Below are 18,782 nucleotides of genomic sequence, written 5' to 3' on the forward strand. Positions count from 1 at the left end.
CAGCGGTCAGTCCGCGCGCGGCACCACGGTCCACTCCGGGACCAGCGCGAACACATCGTCACCAGGTCCGCTCGGGTCCGGGTCCGTGCTTTGCCAGACGAGGCGGTCGTCCGAGGTCGACTGCTCATTTCGTACGAAATAAGCAGTGTGGTGGTGGGCTGGACCGTGCGCGAACCGCACCACCTCGGCCGCGGCGAACGCCTCCGGAATCGACCGGCCGACCGAGCGCGCGTCGTCGCACAGGCGCACCTCGATGCCGTGATAGCTGCCCGCCTGACCGGCCGCGATCCGGTCGTGCCCGGCGGCCATGAACGCGCCGTAATCGGCCCGGTCGCGCCAGCAGCCCAGGAGGTGCGCCCGGCCCGGAACCCGCGTGCTCCAGCCGCCGGCCTGCCCCAGAAAGCCCGGCCACCGTCGCAGCGAGCCCCAGCCGGACTGCCCGGCGGTGAACCGCGCCGCGTCGCCGACCTCGCAGATCACCCACTTGAGCAGCACGGCAGCAATTCTGTCGGACCCCGGTAGTAGCGTGACGACGCCCCGAAAGTGGAGGAGGGATCGTGAGTTTCCCGAAGCTGCAATCGATCGTGCTGGACACTCCGGACGCGCGTGGCCTGGCCGAGTTCTATCGCCAGTTGCTCGGGCTGACATATCGCCCCGGCGACGAGCCGCCGGCCGCCGGTGAGCCCGACGTGAACGGCGCCGACTGGCTGGTCCTGACCGGTGACGGCGGTGTCCGGCTGGCGTTCCAGCAGGAGCCGAAGCTGAAACCGACCACCTGGCCCGACCCGGAGGTGCCGCAGCAACTGCACCTGGACACCACGGTGCCCTCGGTCGAGGAGCTGGACCGGCAGCACGAGCGGGCGCTGAGCCTCGGCGCGACCCTGCGCTCCGACCGCAGCCACGACCCGGAGGAGCCGCTGCGGGTTTATGCCGACCCGGCCGGTCACACGTTCTGCATCTTCGTCGCGTCGTAGGCGTCGCGCGCCTTGGCCACCTCGTCCAGGTGGTCACCGGCCCACGTGGCCAGCTGGGCGAAGACCGGGCTGAGGCTGCGGCCGAGGTCGCTGATCTCGTACTCCACCCGGGGCGGCACCTCGGCGTACCAGGTGCGGGTGAGCAGGCCGTCGCGTTCCATCCGGCGCAGCCGCTCGGTGAGCACCTTCGGCGTGATCGAGGGCAGCCGGCGCTGCAACTCGACGAAGCGCTGCCGGCCGTGCTCGTGCAGCGCCCAGAGGATCGGCGTGGTCCACCGGCTGAAGACGATGTCGACGGCCGGCGCGATCGGGCAGGCCTGTTCCGGATCCGTCACGGTGGCACTCCTCACAAGCGGGTCACTTTCCTCTAGGTACCTACTGTCTTCAGGAAACTAGCGTCTCCCCGAGCGGTCCGGAAGGGACCCGGAGGGAGACGACATGTACGTGGTGACGGGTGCGACCGGCAACGTCGGACGGCCGCTGGTGGCGGCACTGGCCGCGGCGGGCGCCGCGGTGCGGGCGGTGTCGCGCACCGATCCCGGGCGGGAGCTGCCCGGGGCGCGACATCACCGGGCCGACCTGGCCGACCCGGCGAGCCTGCGCCCGGTGGTGGCCGGCGCCGAGGCGTTCTTCCTGCTGGTCGCGGGGGCCGGCGCGCACCTGGACGGCCCGGCGATCCTGGACGTGGTGCGGGCCGGCGGGGTGCGCCGGGTGGTGCTGCTCTCCTCGCAGGCGGCCGGCACCCGGCCGGACGCGGCGTCGCACGCCCCGCGGCGCGCGCTGGAGCAGACCGTGCGGGATTCCGGCCTGGGCTGGACGGTGCTGCGGCCCGGCGGGTTCATGTCCAACACGTTCGCCTGGGCGGAGCCGGTGCGGGTGCGGCGCGCGGTGGCGGCGCCGTTCGGTGACGTCGGCCTGCCGCTCGTCGACCCGGCGGACATCGCCGCGGTGGCCGCGGTGGCGCTGCGTGACCCGGCCCACGCCGGCCGCGTCTACGAGCTGACCGGCCCCGAGCCGAGCACGCCCCGGCAGCGGGCGGCCCGGATCGCGGCGGCGCTCGGCGAGCCGGTGCGCTTCACCGAGCAGACCCGCGCGCAGGCCCGGGAGCAGCTGCTGGCGTTCATGCCGCCGCCGGTGGTCGACGGCACGCTGGACATCATCGGCACGCCCACCCCGGCCGAGCAGAGGGTCAGCCCGGACGTCGCGCGGGTGCTGGGCCGGCCGGCCGGCGGCTTCGACGGCTGGCTGGAACGCAATCTGGCCGCATTCCGGTAGCCGGGCGGTTCCGCACGGTAACTTGTCCATCGTGGACATGCTGTCGATGATCGCCGACGAGCGCCGCGGCATGGCGGAGCTGATCGAGTCGTTGACACCGGCCCAGCTGGAGACGCCCAGCCTGTGCCGGGGCTGGACGGTGCACGACGTCGCGGCGCACCTGTGCTCGCCGTGGATGATGGGCGCCGGCCGGATCGTGCCGGCGCTGATCCGGCACGGTTTCCGGGTGCACCGGGCGAACGCCGAGCTGGTGCAGGACCTGGCCGTCGAGCTGAGCGCCGACGAGATCGCCCAGGAGCTGCGGGCGCGCGCCGAGTTCCCGTTCTCGCCGCCGGTGGTCGGTCTGTTCGGGCAGCTCACCGACCTGCAGGTGCACGGTCAGGACATCCGCCGCCCGCTCGGGCTGACCCGCGAGCTGGTCGGTGAGCGGGTGCTGCTGTCGCTGGATTTCCTGGTCAGCCCGAAGGCCCGCGGCTCGTTCGTGCCGCGTGGCAGGCTGGACGGGCTGCGGTTCATCGCCACCGACCTGGACTGGGAGGGCGGGCAGGGGCTGACCGTGCGCGGGACCGGTGAGGCGCTGCTGCTGGCGCTGACCGGCCGCCCGGTGGTGCTGGCCGAGCTCGAGGGCAGTGGCGTGGCGGTGCTGCGGGCCCGGCTGACCGGCTGATGTTTCCGGCTCTTTACACGGGTGTGACCGGCGGACAGAATGGGAGCGCTCCCAATCCATTTCCCTCGATTGGTCATCCCCATGAGACTTCGCACCATGGCGCTGCTCGCGGCCGGTTCCCTGGCTGCCGCGGGCACGCTGGTCACGGCGCTGCCCCCGGCGTCCGCGGCCAGTGCCGGCTGCACCGTCACGTACAAGGTCGCGAGCCAGTGGCAGGGCGGCTTCCAGGGCGACGTCACCGTGAAGAACCTCGGTGACCCGCTCAGCTCCTGGACCCTCGGCTTCGACTTCGCCGACGCCGGGCAGAAGGTCACCCAGGGCTGGAGCGCCACCTGGAGCCAGTCCGGCACCCGGGTCACCGCGGCGAGCATGAGCTGGAACGGCTCGCTCGCCACGAACGCCTCGGCCGGGCTCGGCTTCACCGGCGCCTGGACCGGCGCCAACCCGGTGCCGGCCGCCTTCACCCTCAACGGCGTGACCTGCACCGGCGCGGTGGCGACGTCCGCACCGACGTCAGCACCGACCTCGTCGCCGACCGTCTCACCGACCGTGTCCCCCACGGTCTCGCCGACGTCCTCGCCGACTCCGGCGCCCAGCGGCGCCGCGCCCGTCCTGCGGGTGTCCGGCAACAAGTTCGTCACCGCGGCCGGCGCCGAGCACCGGCTCTACGGCGTGAACCGCTCCGGCGGCGAGTTCGCCTGCATCCAGGGCAACGGCATCTGGGACGGCCCGATGGACCAGGCCTCGATCACCGCCATGCGCTCCTGGAAGATCCGCACCGTCCGGGTGCCGCTCAACGAGGAGTGCTGGCTCGGCACCGCCGACGTGCCGGCCGCGTACGGTGGCGCCGTCTACCAGGCCGCGGTCAAGGACTACGTGAACCTGCTGGTCAAGAACGGCATCACCCCGATCGTGGAGATGCACTGGAACTACGGCCTCTACACCGGGACCTCGTCCGGCTGCGCCGACGTCAAGGCCACGTGCCAGAAGCCGATGCCCGACGCCCAGTACGCCCCGGCGTTCTGGACCGGCGTGGCGACCGCCTTCAAGGGCAACGACGCGGTCATCCTCGACCTGTTCAACGAGCCCTACCCGGAGCGGGCCACCGGCGACGCGACGAGCGGCTGGAAGTGCTGGCGCGACGGCGGCACCTGCGCCGGCATCGGGTACCAGGTGGCCGGTTTCCAGGGCCTGGTGAACACCGTGCGGGCCACCGGCGCCACCAACATCATCATGATCGGCGGGCTGGCCTACTCGAACGACCTCAGCCAGTGGCTCACCTACAAGCCGAGCGACCCGCTGAACAACCTGGCCGCGTTCGCGCACATCTACAACTTCAACACCTGCGCGAACACGTCCTGCTGGACCAGCCAGCTGGCGCCGGTCGCCGCGCAGGTGCCGCTGACGCTCAGCGAGATCGGTGAGAACGACTGCGCGCACGGCTTCATCGACGGCCTGATGGACTGGGCGGACGCGAACCGGGTCGGCTACCTGGGCTGGACCTGGAACACCTGGGACTGCGCCACCGGCCCGTCCCTGATCAGCAACCACAACGGCACTCCGACCGTTTTCGGTCAGGGCCTCAAGGACCGCCTGGCTCGGGTGTCCGACTAGGGCTGTCCGGACGCCGGCCGGAGCCCCGACCGGCGTCCGGAACACGCCCCAGGGGGAGACGACCGGCCGTGGGGAGACGGCACCCCACGGCCGGTTCCCTCACGGAGTGCTCAGCTCCCTCTCGACCCGCAGATCCGGCCGGCGCTCGGTCGTTGTGAGCGTTGTGTGGGGAGTTGTGGTGCGGAGCGCGCCGAAAGTCCCCACGTTCGGCCGTTCCGAGCGTTGCGTGGGGTTTTTGGGTGCGGAGCGCGCCGAAAGTCCCCTCGCTCGGTTGTTCTGCTTGCTGCGTGGGGAGTTTGGGTGCGGAGTCCGCGGGGTGGTGGGTCAGCGTTTGAGGGCTACGCCGCCGGACATCTGGACGTGGGAGTCGTCGACGGGCGGGGCGGCGGGGTCCGGGCGCCACCGGTTGACCAGCGTGACACCCGGGTCGACGAGCTCCAGGCCGCGGAACAGGCCGGCCACCTCGTCGTCGGTGCGCGGCTTGGCCGGGATGCCGCGGGCCGTGTAGACCTTCGCGCCCTGCACCGCCTGCTCGTTGTGCGCCGTGACCGTGGAGATCGCCAGCGCGCTGCCCGGCGCGAGCGGCGCCATCAGCGTGTCGATGATCCGGTGTGCCCGGTCCTCGTCGGTGACGAACTGCAGGACCGCGATCAGGCTGATCGCGATCGGCCGGCTGAAGTCGAGCGCCCGCACCTCCGGCGAGTTGATGATCAGCTCGGCGTCGTTCAGGTCGGCGTCCAGATAGGCGGTCGAGCCCCCCGGCGCCGAGGTGAGCAGCGCCCGGGCGTGCACCAGCACTATCGGGTCGTTGTCCACGTAGACCACCCGCGAGGTGGGGTCGACGCCCTGCACCACCTCGTGCAGGTTGGGTGCGGTGGGCAGCCCGGCACCGATGTCCAGGAATTGCCGGATGCCCAGGTCCGCGGCCAGATAGCGAGCCGTCCGCGCCAGGTAGTTGCGGTTCGCGCGCATCGAGATCGGCAGGCTGGGGGAGGACTTCACGATCTCGGCGGCGGCGGCGCGGTCCGCCTCGAAGTTGTCCTTGCCGCCCAGCAGGTGGTCATAGATGCGGGCGGAGTGCGGGACGGCGGTGTTCAGCTCGACGGCCATGGGTGCAATGTAGTCAGCGGATCAACGGAGTTCGACCTCGACCCCGTCCTCGGCGAGCCAGGCGAGCAGATGGTCCATGGTCACCGCCGGGCACCAGTCGCGCTGATCGTAACCGGGCACCAGGTGCCGCGCGGCCACCTCGGCGTCGTGCCAGACCAGCCGGAACCCGGTCGCCGCGCCCCAGTCGCCGAGCAGGCAGTCGTGCAGCGCTCCGGCGTTCCAGCCGAAGTACCCACCGGGCCCGTTGATCGCCTCGCCGATCGCGCAGTAGAAGCTGTCCTCGTCGGTGACGTGCCGCCCGTCCAGGTGGTACGTCGTGCCGGCGGCCCGGTCCGGTCCCGGCCGGTGGTGCGCCAGCGCCGCACCGGCCCACTCGTGCCGCAGCGCGGGCGGGTACGCCGCCCACAGCCCGGACTCGGTCGGCCGCCCGCCCCGCCAGTGCTCCCAGATCTCCCGGGCCCCGGTCGAGCGGCCGCCTTTGATCGCGTCGCCGTACGAACTCTCGAACGTCACGTCGACCAGCCCGTCGCCGAGCACCGAGGGCTGCACCCCGGACACCTCGGCGCCCAGCCCGCTGTCCAGCATGTGCGTGGCGGTGCCGTCGTGCGCGACGCTGTATATCGACGCGATGATCATGCGGCGGTGCTTGGCGGCGCCCCGCTGCAGCGCGTCGATGGCCCGCTGCAGCCGTGGCTCGGGCCGGCAGCCGATCAGCGTGGCCGGCTTCGGCATCGGCTCGGGCCGGGGCCGGAACACGCCGGACACGTCCTGGCAGGTGCCGAACTTCTCCTCGCCCACGCCGGTGATGCCGGTCAGCACGTACCCGTCGGCCTCCGGGGCGCGGGACGGCCGGCGGCGGCGCTTGCGGTGCTCCGGGTCGATCCGCAGCCGGCCCTCGACGGTCACGTCGAACACGCCGAACCCGGCCGGGCGGGCCTCCACCACGGTCAGGTCGAGCAGCTCCTCGGTGCACTCCCAGCACTCGCGAGGGTGCTTGGACTCCGGCCGGTGGATCGCTTCGAGACCGATATTGCCCAGCCACGGCGGGCCGAAGCCGTCACAGGCCGCGCGCAGCAGCCCGGCCGGCGCGCATCCGTGCAGCGTGTACCGCTCGACCGGCGGTTCGCCCGGGTCGGTGAACAGGCCGTCGATGTCGGTGCAGGCCGCCACCACCGCGTCGTCGTCGTCGACGTTCTGGTCGACGAGAAGCCAGGGGAAGCCGGTCATCGGGCGACCGTACCGGTAAGTCGGCATTGCGCCGACATTGAGGGGATCAGGCCCCATCAGACGGGAAAGATGCGCTGCTCAGCGGTAGTCTGCGGCAGATAGGGACATATCGCGCAGCGCAACGTCGCGGTGACGCAGGGAGAATGATGTGAAGGTCGGCATTCCCAGCGAGGTCAAGAACAACGAGTTCCGGGTCGCGATCACCCCGGCCGGCGTGTTCGAGTTCGACCGCGCGGGACATCAGGTGTTCGTGCAGAGCAGCGCCGGGCTCGGATCGTCGATCACCGACGCCGACTATCGGGACGCGGGCGCCACCATCCTGCCGGACGGGGACGCGGTGTGGGCCGCCGCCGAGCTGATCCTCAAGGTCAAGGAGCCGGTGGCCAGCGAGTACCACCGGATGCGCCCGGGTCAGGTGCTCTTCACCTACCTGCACCTCGCCGCGTCCAAGGAGTGCACCGACGCGCTGGTCGACCACAAGGTCACCGGGATCGCGTACGAGACGGTCGAGCTACCGGACCGCTCGCTGCCGCTGCTGGCCCCGATGTCCGAGGTGGCCGGCCGGCTCGCGCCACAGGTCGGCGCGTACCACCTGATGCGCCAGGGCGGTGGCCGCGGCGTGCTGATGGGCGGGGTGCCCGGGGTGTACGCGGCCAAGACCGTGGTGATCGGCGCGGGAGTGTCCGGGATGAACGCGGCCGCGATCGCGCTCGGCATGCAGTCCGAGGTGCTGCTGCTGGACAAGAACATCGCCCGGTTGCGCGCGGCCGACGAGGACTACCGCGGGCACCTGCAGACGATCGCTTCCAACGCGTACGAAATCGAACGTGCCGTGCTCGACGCGGACCTGGTGGTGGGCGCGGTCCTGGTGCCCGGCGCGAAAGCGCCCCGGCTGATCTCCAACGACCTGGTGTCCCGGATGAAACCCGGCAGTGTGCTGGTGGACATCTCGATCGACCAGGGTGGCTGCTTCGAGGCGTCCCGGCCGACCACCCACGACGATCCGACCTACCGGGTGCACGGATCGATGTTCTACTGCGTCGCGAACATGCCCGGCGCGGTGCCGCACACCAGCACCTACGCGCTCACCAACGTGACACTCCCGTACGCTCTGGAACTGGCCAACCGCGGCTGGCGCGACGCCCTGCGGCGTGATCCGGCGCTCGCCGCCGGCCTGAACACGCACGGCGGGCAGGTGATCTACGGCCCGGTCGCCGAGGCGCACGGCATGACGGCGACATCGCTGGAGGAGGTCCTGAGCTGAGTCTCGACCGGACGATCCAGGCCTACCTGGACCATCTGAGCGTGGAGCGGGGCCTGTCCCGCAACACGCTCGCCTCCTACCGCCGCGACCTGGACCGCTACGCCGAGCAACTGACCGCCGCCGGGATCGCCGAGCTGGCGCAGGTGCGCCCGAAGGACGTCACCGGGCACCTGGCGGCGCTGCGGGCCGAGGGCCTGGCGTCGTCGTCGGCCGCCCGGGCGATCAGCGCGGTGCGCGGGCTGCACCGGTTCGCGCTGCGCGAACGGCTGGTGACCCACGACGCGGCCGCCGAGGTGCGCCCGCCCAGCCCGCCGAAACGCCTGCCCAAGGCGCTCGACGTCGATCAGGTCAGCCGCCTGCTCGCGGTGCCGGCCGCGGACAACCCGCTGGGGTTGCGCGACCGGGCGCTGCTGGAGTTCCTCTACGGCACCGGTGCGCGGATCTCCGAGGCGGTCGGCGCCGACATCGACGACCTCGACCTGGGCGAGCAGAGCGCCGCGCTGCTGCGCGGCAAGGGCGGGCGGACCCGGCTGGTCCCGGTCGGCGGTTACGCCCGGACCGCTGTACAGGCCTATTTGGTACGAGCACGGCCGACCCTCGCGGAGGCCGGCCGGGGCACCCCGGCGATCTTCCTGAACGCCCGTGGTGGCCGGCTCTCCCGGCAGAGCGCGTGGACCGTCCTGCACCGCTGCGCCACCGTGGCCGGCCTGCCGATCGACGGCCCGTACGCGGTCAGTCCACATACGCTGCGTCACTCGTACGCCACGCATCTGCTCGACGGCGGGGCCGATGTGCGAGTGGTGCAGGAACTGCTGGGACACGCCTCGGTCACCACGACGCAGGTGTATACGCTGGTGACCGTCGAGCGTCTGCGGGAGGTCTACGCGACTTCTCACCCGCGCGCTCGTTAGAAGGTACGCATCCCTAGGTGCGACACGCCGAACGGCTGACCCCGTTGGCGCGGCGTGGGTGGCGTACAGTCGGGCTTCGGTTCCGACTTAGAGTCGGATGGGGGGCGAGGGCGATGTCAGGGCACGGCCAGCGTGCGGAGGCTTGGACCACCGCGCTCCGCGACCAGCAGAACTCCCTCGACCTCGGCGCCGAACTGGGTCCGGCCGACCCCACGGCGTACACGATGCGCCGCCCGATCCCCGAGCCGATGCCGACCGATCGGCACGGCCCGGCGCGGATCATCGCGCTGGCCAACCAGAAAGGTGGCGTCGGCAAGACGACCACCACGATCAACCTGGGCGCCGCGCTGGCGGAGTACGGGCGCAAGGTGCTGCTCGTCGACTTCGACCCGCAGGGCGCCTGCTCGGTCGGCCTGGGTGTGAACCCGCACAACCTCGACCTGAGCGTCTACAACCTGCTGATGCAGGACGACGTCGCCACCGAGGACGTCATCATCAAGACCAACATCGCCGGGCTGCACCTGCTGCCGGCCAACATCGACCTCTCCGCGGCCGAGATCCAGCTGGTCAACGAGGTCGCCCGGGAGATGGCGCTGGCCCGGGCGCTGCGCTCGGTCCGCAAGGAGTACGACTTCATCCTGATCGACTGCCAGCCCTCGCTGGGCCTGCTGGCGATCAACGCGCTGACCATCGCGAACGCGGTGCTGATCCCGCTGGAGTGCGAGTTCTTCTCGCTGCGCGGTGTCGCCCTGCTGCTGGACACCATCGACAAGGTGCGCGAGCGGCTCAACTTCGACCTCGAGCTTGAAGGCATCCTGGCCACCATGTACGACTCCCGCACCACGCATTGCCGCCAGGTGCTGCAGCGGGTGGTCGAGGCGTTCGGCGACAAGGTGTACCAGACGGTGATCACGAAGACGGTGAAGTTCCCGGAGTCGACCGTGGCCGGTGCGCCGATCACTACGCTGGACCCGGCGTCGTCCGGCGCCCGCAACTACCGCCAGCTCGCTCGCGAGGTCATCGCCGCCAAGGTTGAACGAGGGTAGGTTCCGGCTCCGTGCTCTTCGCGCTCGGGACACCGGTCGCGTTCGTCGCGCTGGTCGTCTCCTTCATCTGTGGCCTGCTCCTGCGCGCGGTCGCCATCCGGTTCACCGCACGGACGGTCGGCCTGGCCGACCGCAACGAGTCCCTGCGGCCCACCCTGCGCAACGACATCGACCCGTTCGGCGCGGTCGGCGCCGCGCTCGGCGGGATGGGCTGGGGCAAACAGCTCAGTGTCGACGACGTGCCGCGCTGGCGGGGCCGGGGCCGGGCCGCCGCGGTCTTCGCCGCCGGGCCGGTGGCCTGTATCCTCGCCGGTGAGCTGATGCTGGCGGCGCTGGCGCTGACCGAGCCGTACGCCGACGTGTTCCAGGCGATCCGGGTCGGCGACGTGCTGCACGGGGTGGCCATCGAGCCGTACTGGGAGCAGGCGCTGCTCGCCTTCGGTGGCGGGCTGCTCGCGTTCGGACTGCTCGCGCTGATCCCGATCCCGCCACTTGACGGTTTCGGCATCCTCTACTGCGCGCTGCGCAAGCCCGGCGCGGGCATGCAGTGGATGCGGCTGTGGTTCGAGGACAAGAACATCGGCGTCCTGTTGCTGCTGCTCTTCAGCCTGTTCCCGGGCGGCTACCCGCTGATCACGCTGATCCTGGACGTCCTGGGGAACTTCTTCCTGCGCGTGTGGGGCTGACCGGGGCGAGTCCTCTCGCCCGGTCGAGGATCTCCGGGCGGGCCTTGGCCGGGTGGCCGGCGTCGAACGGCGGCTGCGGGTCGTACTCGGTCCACAGCTGGATCGCCTCGGCGTGGTCGCGGCCGGCGATCTCACCGCTGAGCCACAGCGCCAGGTCCAGCCCGGCCGACACCCCGGCCGCCGTGACGATCCTCCCGGAGCACACGATCCGCTCGTCCCGGCGCGGCTGCGCGCCGAGCCGGCCGAGGGTGTCCTGGGCGATCCAGTGCGTGGTGGCCGGCCGTCCGCCGAGCAGGCCGGCGGCGGCCAGGATCAGCGCGCCGGAACAGACCGACGTGGTCCAGGTGGTGGTGTCGTGCACCCGGGCCAGCCAGCCGGTGAGCTCCCGGTCGGCCATCGCGGCGGCGGTGCCGGGCCCGGAACCGGGCACCAGCACCAGATCGGGCCGGGGCGTCCGGGCGAACGTGTGGGTGACGCCGAGGGTCAGCACCCCGCTGTCGGTCAGCAGCGGCCCGGTCGCCGCGCCGACGAAGCGCACCTCGGCCTCCGGCAGTAAACGCAGGATTTCGTACGGGCCGACCGCGTCCAGGGCGGTCACATCGGGATAGAGGACGATCGCGATCTGCATGGCGCCGATGCTGCCGCCCGTGACGCGCCCCGGGCACCGCCTAGCGGGCCACCGGTCCGGAACCGTGGGCAGCCGTGCCGGATCCCTGCGATCGGTACGTCGACGGCGGCACCCCGAACCGCTCCAGGAACCCCTGCCGCAGCGACTCGGTGGAGCCGAACCCGCAGCGCCGGGCCACCGCCGGCAGCGGCAGCACGGTCGCGGTGAGCAGGTGGGCGGCCGCCTCGGTGCGCGCCCGGCGCACGTACCGGGCCGGCGTCAGCTGCACGTACGTGCGGAACAGCCGGGACAGGTGCCGTTCGCTGACCCCGAACCGGTGCGCCAGCGCGCCGCCGGTCAGGTCGTCGGTGAGGTGCCCGGCGATGTGGTCGGTGGCCCGGCGGACCACGAAGTCGTCGGTGCCGCGCCGGGCCAGGAACATGCTGATCTGCGCCTGCCCGCTGGGCCGCTGCAGGTAGGCGACCGTGCCCAGGGCCACCCCGCGGGCCACCGCAGGGCCGTTGTCCTCCTCGATCAGGGCCAGGGCCAGGTCGAGGGCGCTGGTCACGCCGCCGGAGGTGATCACGTGACCGTCCCGGATCCACACCGGCTCCGCGTCGACGAGCACGTCCTGATACCGCTCGGCCAGCGCCGCGGCGTGCAGCCAGTGGGTGGTGGCGCGGCGGCCGGTGAGCAGGCCGGCCTCGGCCAGGACCGTCGAGCCGGTGCAGACCGAGGCGACCCGGCGGGCCAGTGGGGCGAGCCGCCGGACGTGCCCGACCAGGTGCACGTTCGCGGCCGCCCGCTCGTGACCGAGGCCGCCGGTGACCAGCACGGTGTCCAGCGGCTCGTTCACCCGTTCCAGCGCGGCGCCGGACTCCAGGCGCAGACCGGAGTCGCAGGCCACGGTGCGGCGGCCCAGGGTGGCCAGCACGGTCCGGTACGGCGGGTCGGCGCCGATCCGGTTCGCGATGTCCAGGGCCGACGTGACACACGCGATGTCGAGCAGCTCCGCGCCGTCGTACGCGACGACCAGGAACACACGCTCGGGCATGCCCGCCAGTGTAGGGAGCGGGCGGTTCCCGTACGGTTGAGCGATCTTGATCCTGGTATCCGGTACCCGCCGATTCGGGTACCGTTCCGGTGTCTCGCGGTGACCGTCCCAGGAGTTGCGGATATGGAGAACGGCCTCTGCTTCCGCTGTGGGGGTGACATCCCCGCAGCCCAGGAGTGGTGTCCCTACTGCGGCACGCCGGTCGTCGGCTCCCCGCCACGGGTGCAGCCGGCAAGTCCGCCGCCGCCCTGGGAACCGCCGCCCGCACCGGCACACCGCCGTGGCACCGCCCTGATCGCGGCCGCCGTTGTCGGCCTGCTGCTGCTCTCCGGCGGGGTGGTCGCCGGGGTGGCCCGGCTGACCCGCAGCACCCCGGAGTCGGCCACCGAGGACTACTTCGGCGCGCTCACCGACGGCGACGCCGCCGCGGCCCTGAAGCTGATCGCCACCGCCGACCACTTCGACCCCTCGCCGTACCCGCTGCTCACCGCGGCGGCCCTGGCCGAGGACCGGTGGCGGCCGCGGGACGTGCGGGTCGGCGACGCCGGCAGCGCCGTGCAGTACGGCTCCCAGGCCCAGCGGGTCGAGGTCCGGTACCGGACCGGCGACCAGACGGTCAGCCAGGACGTGATCCTGCTGCCCGAGGACGGCGAGTTCCGGCTGCGGCTGCCGTTCGTGGTGCTCGGCGTGGACGGGCAGCGCGGCCGGGAGATCCGGGTGAACGGGGTCTCGCTCGGCACGGCGGCCCAGCCGACCGTGGCGTTCCCCGGGACGTACGAGGCCACCGCGGCCGCGAACACCCTGCTGGCCGAGAGCCGCACCACGGCGGTCGCCCAGCCGAACGGGCTCTCCGGGTATGCCGCGTCCCTCCAGTTCGGGGCGCCGGAGCTGGCCGCCGGGGCGGAGCAGGCCATTCAGGGCCAGGTGCGTGCCGCCCTCGACCAGTGCGCGACGAGTGCCCAGGCGCAACCGCCCGGCTGCCCGTTCGGGCTCAACGTGCCCGGCACGGGGGTGACCGTGCGGTGGTCGATCACGGCGTACCCGGCGGTCAGCGCGCGCGCCGACAGCACCATGTGGTTCGGTGCCGGCGCGGTGCAGCTCACCGACGACGGTGCCGGGCGGGTGCACTGGAGCGCCGGCTACACCGACTACAGCGGGACGACGAAGTCGCAGAGCGGCGACACCCCGTTCCGGATCAACGGAAGCGCCCAGGCGGCGCCGAACGGCATCCAGGTGTCCCTGACCTGACGATCGATGGAGGACGAATGAGCGTGACCGGCGAGCCGCAACGACAATGGGCGGCCATGGGGCCGGGCAACGGTGACGTCGCCTACCGGATGCAGGGCCTGCAGGCCGGCCCCCAGGAGATCGGGGCGGAGGAGTCGGTTTCGGTCAGCACCCTGATCCGGCTGTGGCTGTGGGCGGCCGTGCCGGCGTTTGTGCTCTGGGCCTTCTTCGTCTTCCTGGCGCTGCTCGTGCACGCCGCCTCGGAGCCGACCCTGTTCAGCGCGGACACCCCCGGCGACGGGGTGTTCTCGGTCGGCTCGCTGCTCAGCGTGATCGTCTTCTGGGTGGTGCTGCTGGCCGCCCGGATCGACGAGCCGGTCGCCGGCTGGCACACCCTGCTCGAGGACCGCTGGCAGGGCGCCGACTCCGCGTACGCCGCGGTCTACGGCACGCTGCGCCGCCGCGGCGTCCCGGTGGAGACGACCGCGGGCCGGATCCGCAGCGACCTCCTCCCGCCGGAGGCGGTCAACAACCGGTTGCTGATCCACGAGCGGGGCTACCAGATCCAGATCACCATTTTCCCGTACGGCAGCAGCCTCTACCTGGGCTGGACCCTGACCCGCAGCCGGCGCGGCGTGATCCTGATCGGTCACTTCCTGAAGGATCTGGTCGGCGGGATGTTCGGCCGCGTGACACCGGCGCTCGCGATGCTGCGCACCGAGCGGGTGCGGGCGTTGCGCGAAGCGGTGCACTCCGCGGTCCGGGAGGGCGCCGAGGTGGCCACGCAGGGGATCGTGGTCCCGGTGGCGTCGGCCTTCGGCCAGGAGGTCCCGGTCCAGGACCTGCGCGCGCAGGCGGCGCACCAGGGCTACGGCCCCCCGCCCGCCGGTTATGGCCCGCCGCCCACCGGCTACGCCGACCCGAACGCCGCTTACGGCCCGCCGCCCACCGGCTACGCCGACCCGAGCGGCGCTTACGGCCCGCCGCCCGGCGGCCCGCAGGCGGGGTATGGCCCCCAGCCCGGCTACGCGCCCACCGGCCCGGTCAGCGGGGTGCCCGCGTCCGCGCCCCCGAGTTCGGCCCCGCCCGCGCCGGGTGGCCACGCGCCCACCACATTCGCCCCGCCGCCGAGCACTCCCAGCTCCCCGGCCACCATGCCGACCTCCGGCGCTCCCGCCCCGGGCGCTCAGGCTCCCGCGCCGCTTCCTGATGCCACCCCGTCACATCCGGACAACCCCGAACCGCGCGCCTGACCGATCCCCCCGTCGGTAGCGGCTGGCGGCTGGCTGGGGCTGGCTGGCCAGGAGAGGGAGCCGGCCGGTTGCGGTTCGTGGCGCCGGTCGCTGACCCGGCTGGTCGCGGCGCCCGCGAGACGTGCCGAGGTCCGCAGCCACCCCGTTGCGTGGGGAGTTGGGGTGCGGAGCGAGCCGCAACTTCACACGCTTCGTGGTTGCGAGCGTTGCGTGGGGACTTTGGGTGCGCTCCGCACCGCAACTTCACACGCTTCGTGGGTTCGACCGTTGCGTGGGGACTTTGGGTGCGCTCCGCGCCACAACTTCACACGCATCGTGGTTTTGAGGGTTGCGTGGGGACTTTGGGTGGGCTCCGCACCACAACTTCACACGCTTGGGGTGGTGTTGGGGTTTGGGCGGGTATCTACGTTTGGGCCGGGGCGGTGAGGGGTTCTCGGGGATGCCCGGATTCACTGATGGTAAACGTCTCAATTACGGTCCGATAACGGGGAATTCACTCTCCGGTCATCTAATGTCTAGGGCGTCCAGGCTCGGTTACTGACGAGAGGGAGGTCGGCTATGGCTAAGAAGTCGAAGAAGGACAAGAAGGACAAGAAGTCCAAGAAAGCCAAGAAGAAGTGACTTTCCGGGCCGCCGCGCTTCGAGCGTGGCGGCCCGATCTTCCTGCGGCAACGCGCTGCACCATGCGCGGCGGGACAGCGGCGGTCGCGGCTGCGGGACGGCGGCGGGACAATGGCGGGGCAGTGGAGGGTGCGGCGACGGGACAATGACCGTGGTCGATCGATCCGGGTGCTCTCATCCGTACCGTAAAAGATCTGACCGATAATCATCAGGCCGCGGATCTGGCGGATTCCGGCGGTCCGCGGGCCGGACGGGGCACGCACCCCGGGTGTCGACCCTCCGTCCGGACAGCAACCCTTGATCACTTGTGCCGTTGGTACGGGCGTGAGCGCGGAGCACGGTGTCATGGGCATGGTCTACGGTCGGCACGTGCTTGAAGAGCCTGCCCAGCCGGGGTTCGCCGACGACCTCCCGCCTGAGCTGGAGCCTGCCGCATCCGATGATGCGGCCGTCGGCGTGGCCGTGCAGGCCGAGGCCGACAAGTCCGCGGAGGCCGACTCCGGCAAGTTCAAGGTCAAGCTGCACAACTTCGAGGGTCCGTTCGACCTGCTGCTGCAGCTGATCGGCAAGCACAAGCTGGATGTCACCGAGGTCGCGCTGCACAAGGTGACCGACGAGTTCATCTCCTACATCCGAGCCATGGGCGACGACTGGGATCTCGACGAGACGAGCGAGTTCCTGCTGGTCGCGGCGACGCTGCTGGATCTCAAGGCGGCTCGGTTGCTGCCCTCGGCCGAGGTGGAGGACGAGGAGGATCTGGCCCTGCTGGAGGCCCGTGACCTGCTCTTCGCCCGCCTGCTGCAGTACAAGGCCTACAAGGAGGCCGCCGCGCACCTCTCCGAGCTGGAGGGGACCGGCGCGCGCCGCTGGCCACGGCTGGTGACCCTGGAGGCGCAGTATGCGGAGGCGCTGCCCGAGCTGGTCCTCGGCATCGGGCCGCAGCGGCTGTTCAAGCTGGCGCTCCGGCAGTTCAGCCCGCGGCCCGGGCCGCCGCAGGTGTCGATCGCGCACATCCACCAGACCCGGGTCAGCGTCCGGGAGCACGCCGAGCTGCTGCGCGAGCGGATCCGCCGGGCCGGTGTCGCCACGTTCAGCCTGCTCATCGCGGATTGTGAGAACACCCTCGAGGTGGTGGCCCGGTTCCTGGCGCTGCTGGAGCTGTACCGGCAGGACCTGATCGACTTCGAGCAGCCGGTGTCGCTGGACGAGTTGACCGTGCGGTGGATCGGCGGCGAGGACGTGGCGGCCGAGATCGAGGTCGACGACTACGAGGGCAGCCCCGAGAAGATCACCGACAAACCGGACCGTCCGGAGGGTGCCGGGTCCGACGATGACGAGGGTGCGACGGCTGGTCAGCCGGTGGACCTGGAGGAGAAGCAGTGAGCGACGAGCGTTCGGAGTCCCTGGCCTCGCAGATGGGCGCGTGGGTGCCGCCGTGGGAGCGCAAGCGCGACGAGCCCGACCGCGAGTTCCAGGACGCGACGGAAGCCGAGGAGGAGACGACGGCGGCGGCCGAGCGCGCTCCGGAGGCGATCGACGCCCCGCTCGAGATTCCGGGTGACGACGTGGAGCCGGCCGAGCTCGACATCGAGCCGGAGGTGCCGCTGCCCGAGCCGATCGAGGAAGCCCCGGTGGCCGCGCCGGTCGAGCCGGGGGAGGCCCCCGCCCCGATCGACGAGCCCGCCCCGATCGAGCAGCCCGCCCCGATCGACGAGTCCGCCCCGATCGAGCAGAGCACCGAGGCCGAGACGACGGCCCGTCTGTCCGGTTACGCGGACACGGCCGTCGCGCTCGGCGGGAACGTTGCGGAGGTCACGCCGGAGAAACCGCCCGCCCCGGCGGTGCCCGTGCAGGCAGTCCGTCCGCGCACCAAGGAGCGCACCAAGGAGCGTGCCAAGGAGCGCGCCGCGGAGCCGGTCACGGACGACTCCGACCGTACCGAAAAGGTGTTTGACGACGCCGAGCTGACCGCGGCCCTGGAAGCGATCCTGCTGGTCGTCGACGAGCCGACCGGCGAGCTTCAGCTCGCTCAGGTGCTGGAGCAGCCGGTGGAGCGGGTGGCGCGGGCGCTCGACGACATCTCCGCGCGCTACACCGCGGCCGGGCACGGCTTCGATCTGCGGCGCGCGGCCGGTGGCTGGCGGCTGTACACCCGTCCGGAGTACGCCGAGTACGTCGAACGGTTCGTCCTGGACGGCCAGTCGGTGCGGTTGACCCAGGCCGCGCTGGAGACACTCGCCGTGGTCGCGTACAAGCAGCCGGTCACCAGGTCGCGCATCTCGGCCATCCGCGGTGTGAACTGTGACGGCGTGATGCGTACGCTGGTCACTCGCGGCCTGATCGAGGAGTGTGGCACCGAGCCGGAAACCGGGGCATACCTGTACCGGACCACCGCTCTGTTCCTGGAGAAGCTCGGCCTCAACTCGGTCGATCAGCTGCCGCCGCTCGCTCCGTTCCTGCCCGACGATGTGGAAGAAGTACTCGATGCCTCAGGCTGACACCGCCGAACGCCTCCAGAAAGTCCTGGCCTTGGCCGGTGTTGGATCCCGCCGTGCCTGCGAAGACCTGATCTTCCGCAAGCGCGTGATGGTCAACGGCCGGGTCGCCAAGCTCGGCGACAAGGTCGACGCGGCCACTGCCGAGATCTACGTCGACGGCTCACGGATCATCACCAACACCAAGCTCGTCTACGTCGCGCTGAACAAGCCGCGCGGGGTCGTCTCCAGCCTCGACGACGAGAAGGGCCGTTCCGAGCTCGCCGACTTCCTGCAGGTCAACTTCGAGCAGCGGCTGTTCCACGTCGGCCGGCTCGACGCCGATTCCGAGGGTCTGCTGCTGCTCACCAACGACGGCACCCTGGCGCACAAGCTGATGCACCCGTCCTACGAGATCGCCAAGACCTACCTGGCCGAGGTCGTCGGCCCGCTGCCGCGCACCGTCGGCCGGCGGCTGCAGAGCGGCGTCGAGCTGGAGGACGGCCCGGCGAAGGTCGACACGTTCAAGCTGATCGACGCGATCGGCAAGACCGCGCAGGTGGAGATCACCCTGCACGAGGGCCGTAAGCACATCGTGCGGCGGATGATGGAGGAGGTCGGTCACCCGGTCACCCGCCTGATCCGCACGTCGGTGGGCCCGATCCGCCTCGGTGACCTGCGTCCCGGCGGTTTCCGGCACCTGTCGAACGCGGAGAAGGCGGCCCTGTTCAAGGCCGTCGGCGACGAGGTCTGACCGCAAGTGATCTGACCG

At 71.5% G+C, this 18,782-nt stretch carries 19 protein-coding genes; 13 read left to right on the plus strand and 6 right to left on the minus strand.

The window, feature by feature from the left end; genetic code table 11:
- Positions 1 to 6: 6 nt before the first annotated feature.
- Positions 7 to 495: a DUF4937 domain-containing protein gene (locus Apa02nite_RS40320; protein WP_203829756.1), complete on the minus strand. Its 489-nt coding sequence runs from the start codon at positions 493 to 495 to the stop codon at positions 7 to 9.
- Between the two features lie 62 nt (positions 496 to 557).
- Between Apa02nite_RS40320 and Apa02nite_RS40325 the strand changes: the two genes are divergently transcribed.
- Positions 558 to 974: a VOC family protein gene (locus Apa02nite_RS40325; protein WP_203829757.1), complete on the plus strand. Its 417-nt coding sequence runs from the start codon at positions 558 to 560 to the stop codon at positions 972 to 974.
- On the opposite strand, the gene Apa02nite_RS40330 is transcribed toward Apa02nite_RS40325, so the two are convergent.
- A complete protein-coding gene (locus tag Apa02nite_RS40330) occupies positions 944 to 1,309 on the minus strand; it encodes a winged helix-turn-helix transcriptional regulator (RefSeq protein WP_203829758.1) in 366 nt (121 codons plus the stop codon). The genes Apa02nite_RS40325 and Apa02nite_RS40330 overlap by 31 nt on opposite strands.
- Before the next feature lie 103 nt (positions 1,310 to 1,412).
- Between Apa02nite_RS40330 and Apa02nite_RS40335 the strand changes: the two genes are divergently transcribed.
- From Apa02nite_RS40335 to Apa02nite_RS40345, 3 genes are all read left to right on the plus strand, one after another.
- Positions 1,413 to 2,249, plus strand: coding sequence for an SDR family oxidoreductase (locus Apa02nite_RS40335; protein WP_203829759.1), 837 nt, complete (start codon positions 1,413 to 1,415; stop codon positions 2,247 to 2,249).
- A gap of 37 nt (positions 2,250 to 2,286) precedes the next feature.
- The gene (locus Apa02nite_RS40340) at positions 2,287 to 2,916 is read left to right on the plus strand and encodes a maleylpyruvate isomerase family mycothiol-dependent enzyme (protein ID WP_239164893.1); all 630 of its coding nucleotides are present in this window, start codon (positions 2,287 to 2,289) and stop codon (positions 2,914 to 2,916) included.
- Between the two features lie 81 nt (positions 2,917 to 2,997).
- Positions 2,998 to 4,530, plus strand: a complete 1,533-nt coding sequence (locus Apa02nite_RS40345; protein ID WP_239164885.1) for a cellulose binding domain-containing protein — start codon at positions 2,998 to 3,000, stop codon at positions 4,528 to 4,530.
- A gap of 324 nt (positions 4,531 to 4,854) precedes the next feature.
- On the opposite strand, the gene Apa02nite_RS40350 is transcribed toward Apa02nite_RS40345, so the two are convergent.
- Both Apa02nite_RS40350 and Apa02nite_RS40355 read right to left on the minus strand, forming a co-directional pair.
- Entirely contained in the window at positions 4,855 to 5,640 is a 786-nt protein-coding gene (locus Apa02nite_RS40350; RefSeq protein ID WP_203829762.1) for an SAM-dependent methyltransferase, read from the minus strand.
- Positions 5,641 to 5,661: 21 nt separating this feature from the next.
- On the minus strand, positions 5,662 to 6,867 hold the full coding sequence (locus Apa02nite_RS40355; RefSeq protein WP_203829763.1) for a barstar family protein: 1,206 nt from the start codon (positions 6,865 to 6,867) through the stop codon (positions 5,662 to 5,664).
- Positions 6,868 to 7,015: 148 nt separating this feature from the next.
- Between Apa02nite_RS40355 and ald the strand changes: the two genes are divergently transcribed.
- The 4 genes from ald (at position 7,016) to Apa02nite_RS40375 (ending at position 10,774) form a co-directional block, all read left to right on the plus strand.
- Entirely contained in the window at positions 7,016 to 8,131 is a 1,116-nt protein-coding gene (ald, locus tag Apa02nite_RS40360; protein WP_067694532.1) for an alanine dehydrogenase, read from the plus strand.
- Entirely contained in the window at positions 8,107 to 9,042 is a 936-nt protein-coding gene (xerD, locus tag Apa02nite_RS40365) for a site-specific tyrosine recombinase XerD (protein ID WP_307872026.1), read from the plus strand. The genes ald and xerD overlap by 25 nt, the downstream gene beginning before the upstream one ends.
- A gap of 113 nt (positions 9,043 to 9,155) precedes the next feature.
- A complete protein-coding gene (locus Apa02nite_RS40370) occupies positions 9,156 to 10,088 on the plus strand; it encodes a ParA family protein (RefSeq protein WP_067694538.1) in 933 nt (310 codons plus the stop codon).
- Positions 10,089 to 10,099: 11 nt separating this feature from the next.
- Complete coding sequence (locus Apa02nite_RS40375) at positions 10,100 to 10,774, plus strand: zinc metalloprotease (RefSeq protein WP_203829764.1); 675 nt, start codon at positions 10,100 to 10,102, stop codon at positions 10,772 to 10,774.
- Here the strand turns inward: Apa02nite_RS40375 and Apa02nite_RS40380 are convergent.
- Positions 10,722 to 11,402 (minus strand): DJ-1/PfpI family protein, encoded by a 681-nt coding sequence (locus Apa02nite_RS40380; protein ID WP_203829765.1) that lies wholly within the window; start codon positions 11,400 to 11,402, stop codon positions 10,722 to 10,724. The two genes, Apa02nite_RS40375 and Apa02nite_RS40380, sit on opposite strands and share 53 nt — an antisense overlap.
- Before the next feature lie 40 nt (positions 11,403 to 11,442).
- Positions 11,443 to 12,435: a GlxA family transcriptional regulator gene (locus Apa02nite_RS40385; RefSeq protein ID WP_203829766.1), complete on the minus strand. Its 993-nt coding sequence runs from the start codon at positions 12,433 to 12,435 to the stop codon at positions 11,443 to 11,445.
- Between the two features lie 123 nt (positions 12,436 to 12,558).
- On the opposite strand from Apa02nite_RS40385, the gene Apa02nite_RS40390 reads away from it, so the two are divergent.
- The 5 genes from Apa02nite_RS40390 (at position 12,559) to Apa02nite_RS40410 (ending at position 18,764) form a co-directional block, all read left to right on the plus strand.
- The gene (locus tag Apa02nite_RS40390) at positions 12,559 to 13,683 is read left to right on the plus strand and encodes a zinc ribbon domain-containing protein (RefSeq protein WP_203829767.1); all 1,125 of its coding nucleotides are present in this window, start codon (positions 12,559 to 12,561) and stop codon (positions 13,681 to 13,683) included.
- Positions 13,684 to 13,700: 17 nt separating this feature from the next.
- Positions 13,701 to 14,915: an adhesin gene (locus Apa02nite_RS40395; RefSeq protein ID WP_203829768.1), complete on the plus strand. Its 1,215-nt coding sequence runs from the start codon at positions 13,701 to 13,703 to the stop codon at positions 14,913 to 14,915.
- Between the two features lie 972 nt (positions 14,916 to 15,887).
- Positions 15,888 to 16,919, plus strand: coding sequence for a segregation and condensation protein A (locus tag Apa02nite_RS40400; RefSeq protein ID WP_203829804.1), 1,032 nt, complete (start codon positions 15,888 to 15,890; stop codon positions 16,917 to 16,919).
- Positions 16,916 to 18,034, plus strand: coding sequence for an SMC-Scp complex subunit ScpB (scpB, locus tag Apa02nite_RS40405; protein ID WP_203829769.1), 1,119 nt, complete (start codon positions 16,916 to 16,918; stop codon positions 18,032 to 18,034). Before Apa02nite_RS40400 ends, scpB begins: the two co-directional genes overlap by 4 nt.
- On the plus strand, positions 18,003 to 18,764 hold the full coding sequence (locus Apa02nite_RS40410; RefSeq protein WP_067694558.1) for a pseudouridine synthase: 762 nt from the start codon (positions 18,003 to 18,005) through the stop codon (positions 18,762 to 18,764). Before scpB ends, Apa02nite_RS40410 begins: the two co-directional genes overlap by 32 nt.
- The last annotated feature ends 18 nt before the right edge of the window (positions 18,765 to 18,782 follow it).

Source organism: Actinoplanes palleronii (genome assembly GCF_016862315.1).
In the GTDB taxonomy this organism is placed as follows: domain Bacteria; phylum Actinomycetota; class Actinomycetes; order Mycobacteriales; family Micromonosporaceae; genus Actinoplanes; species Actinoplanes palleronii.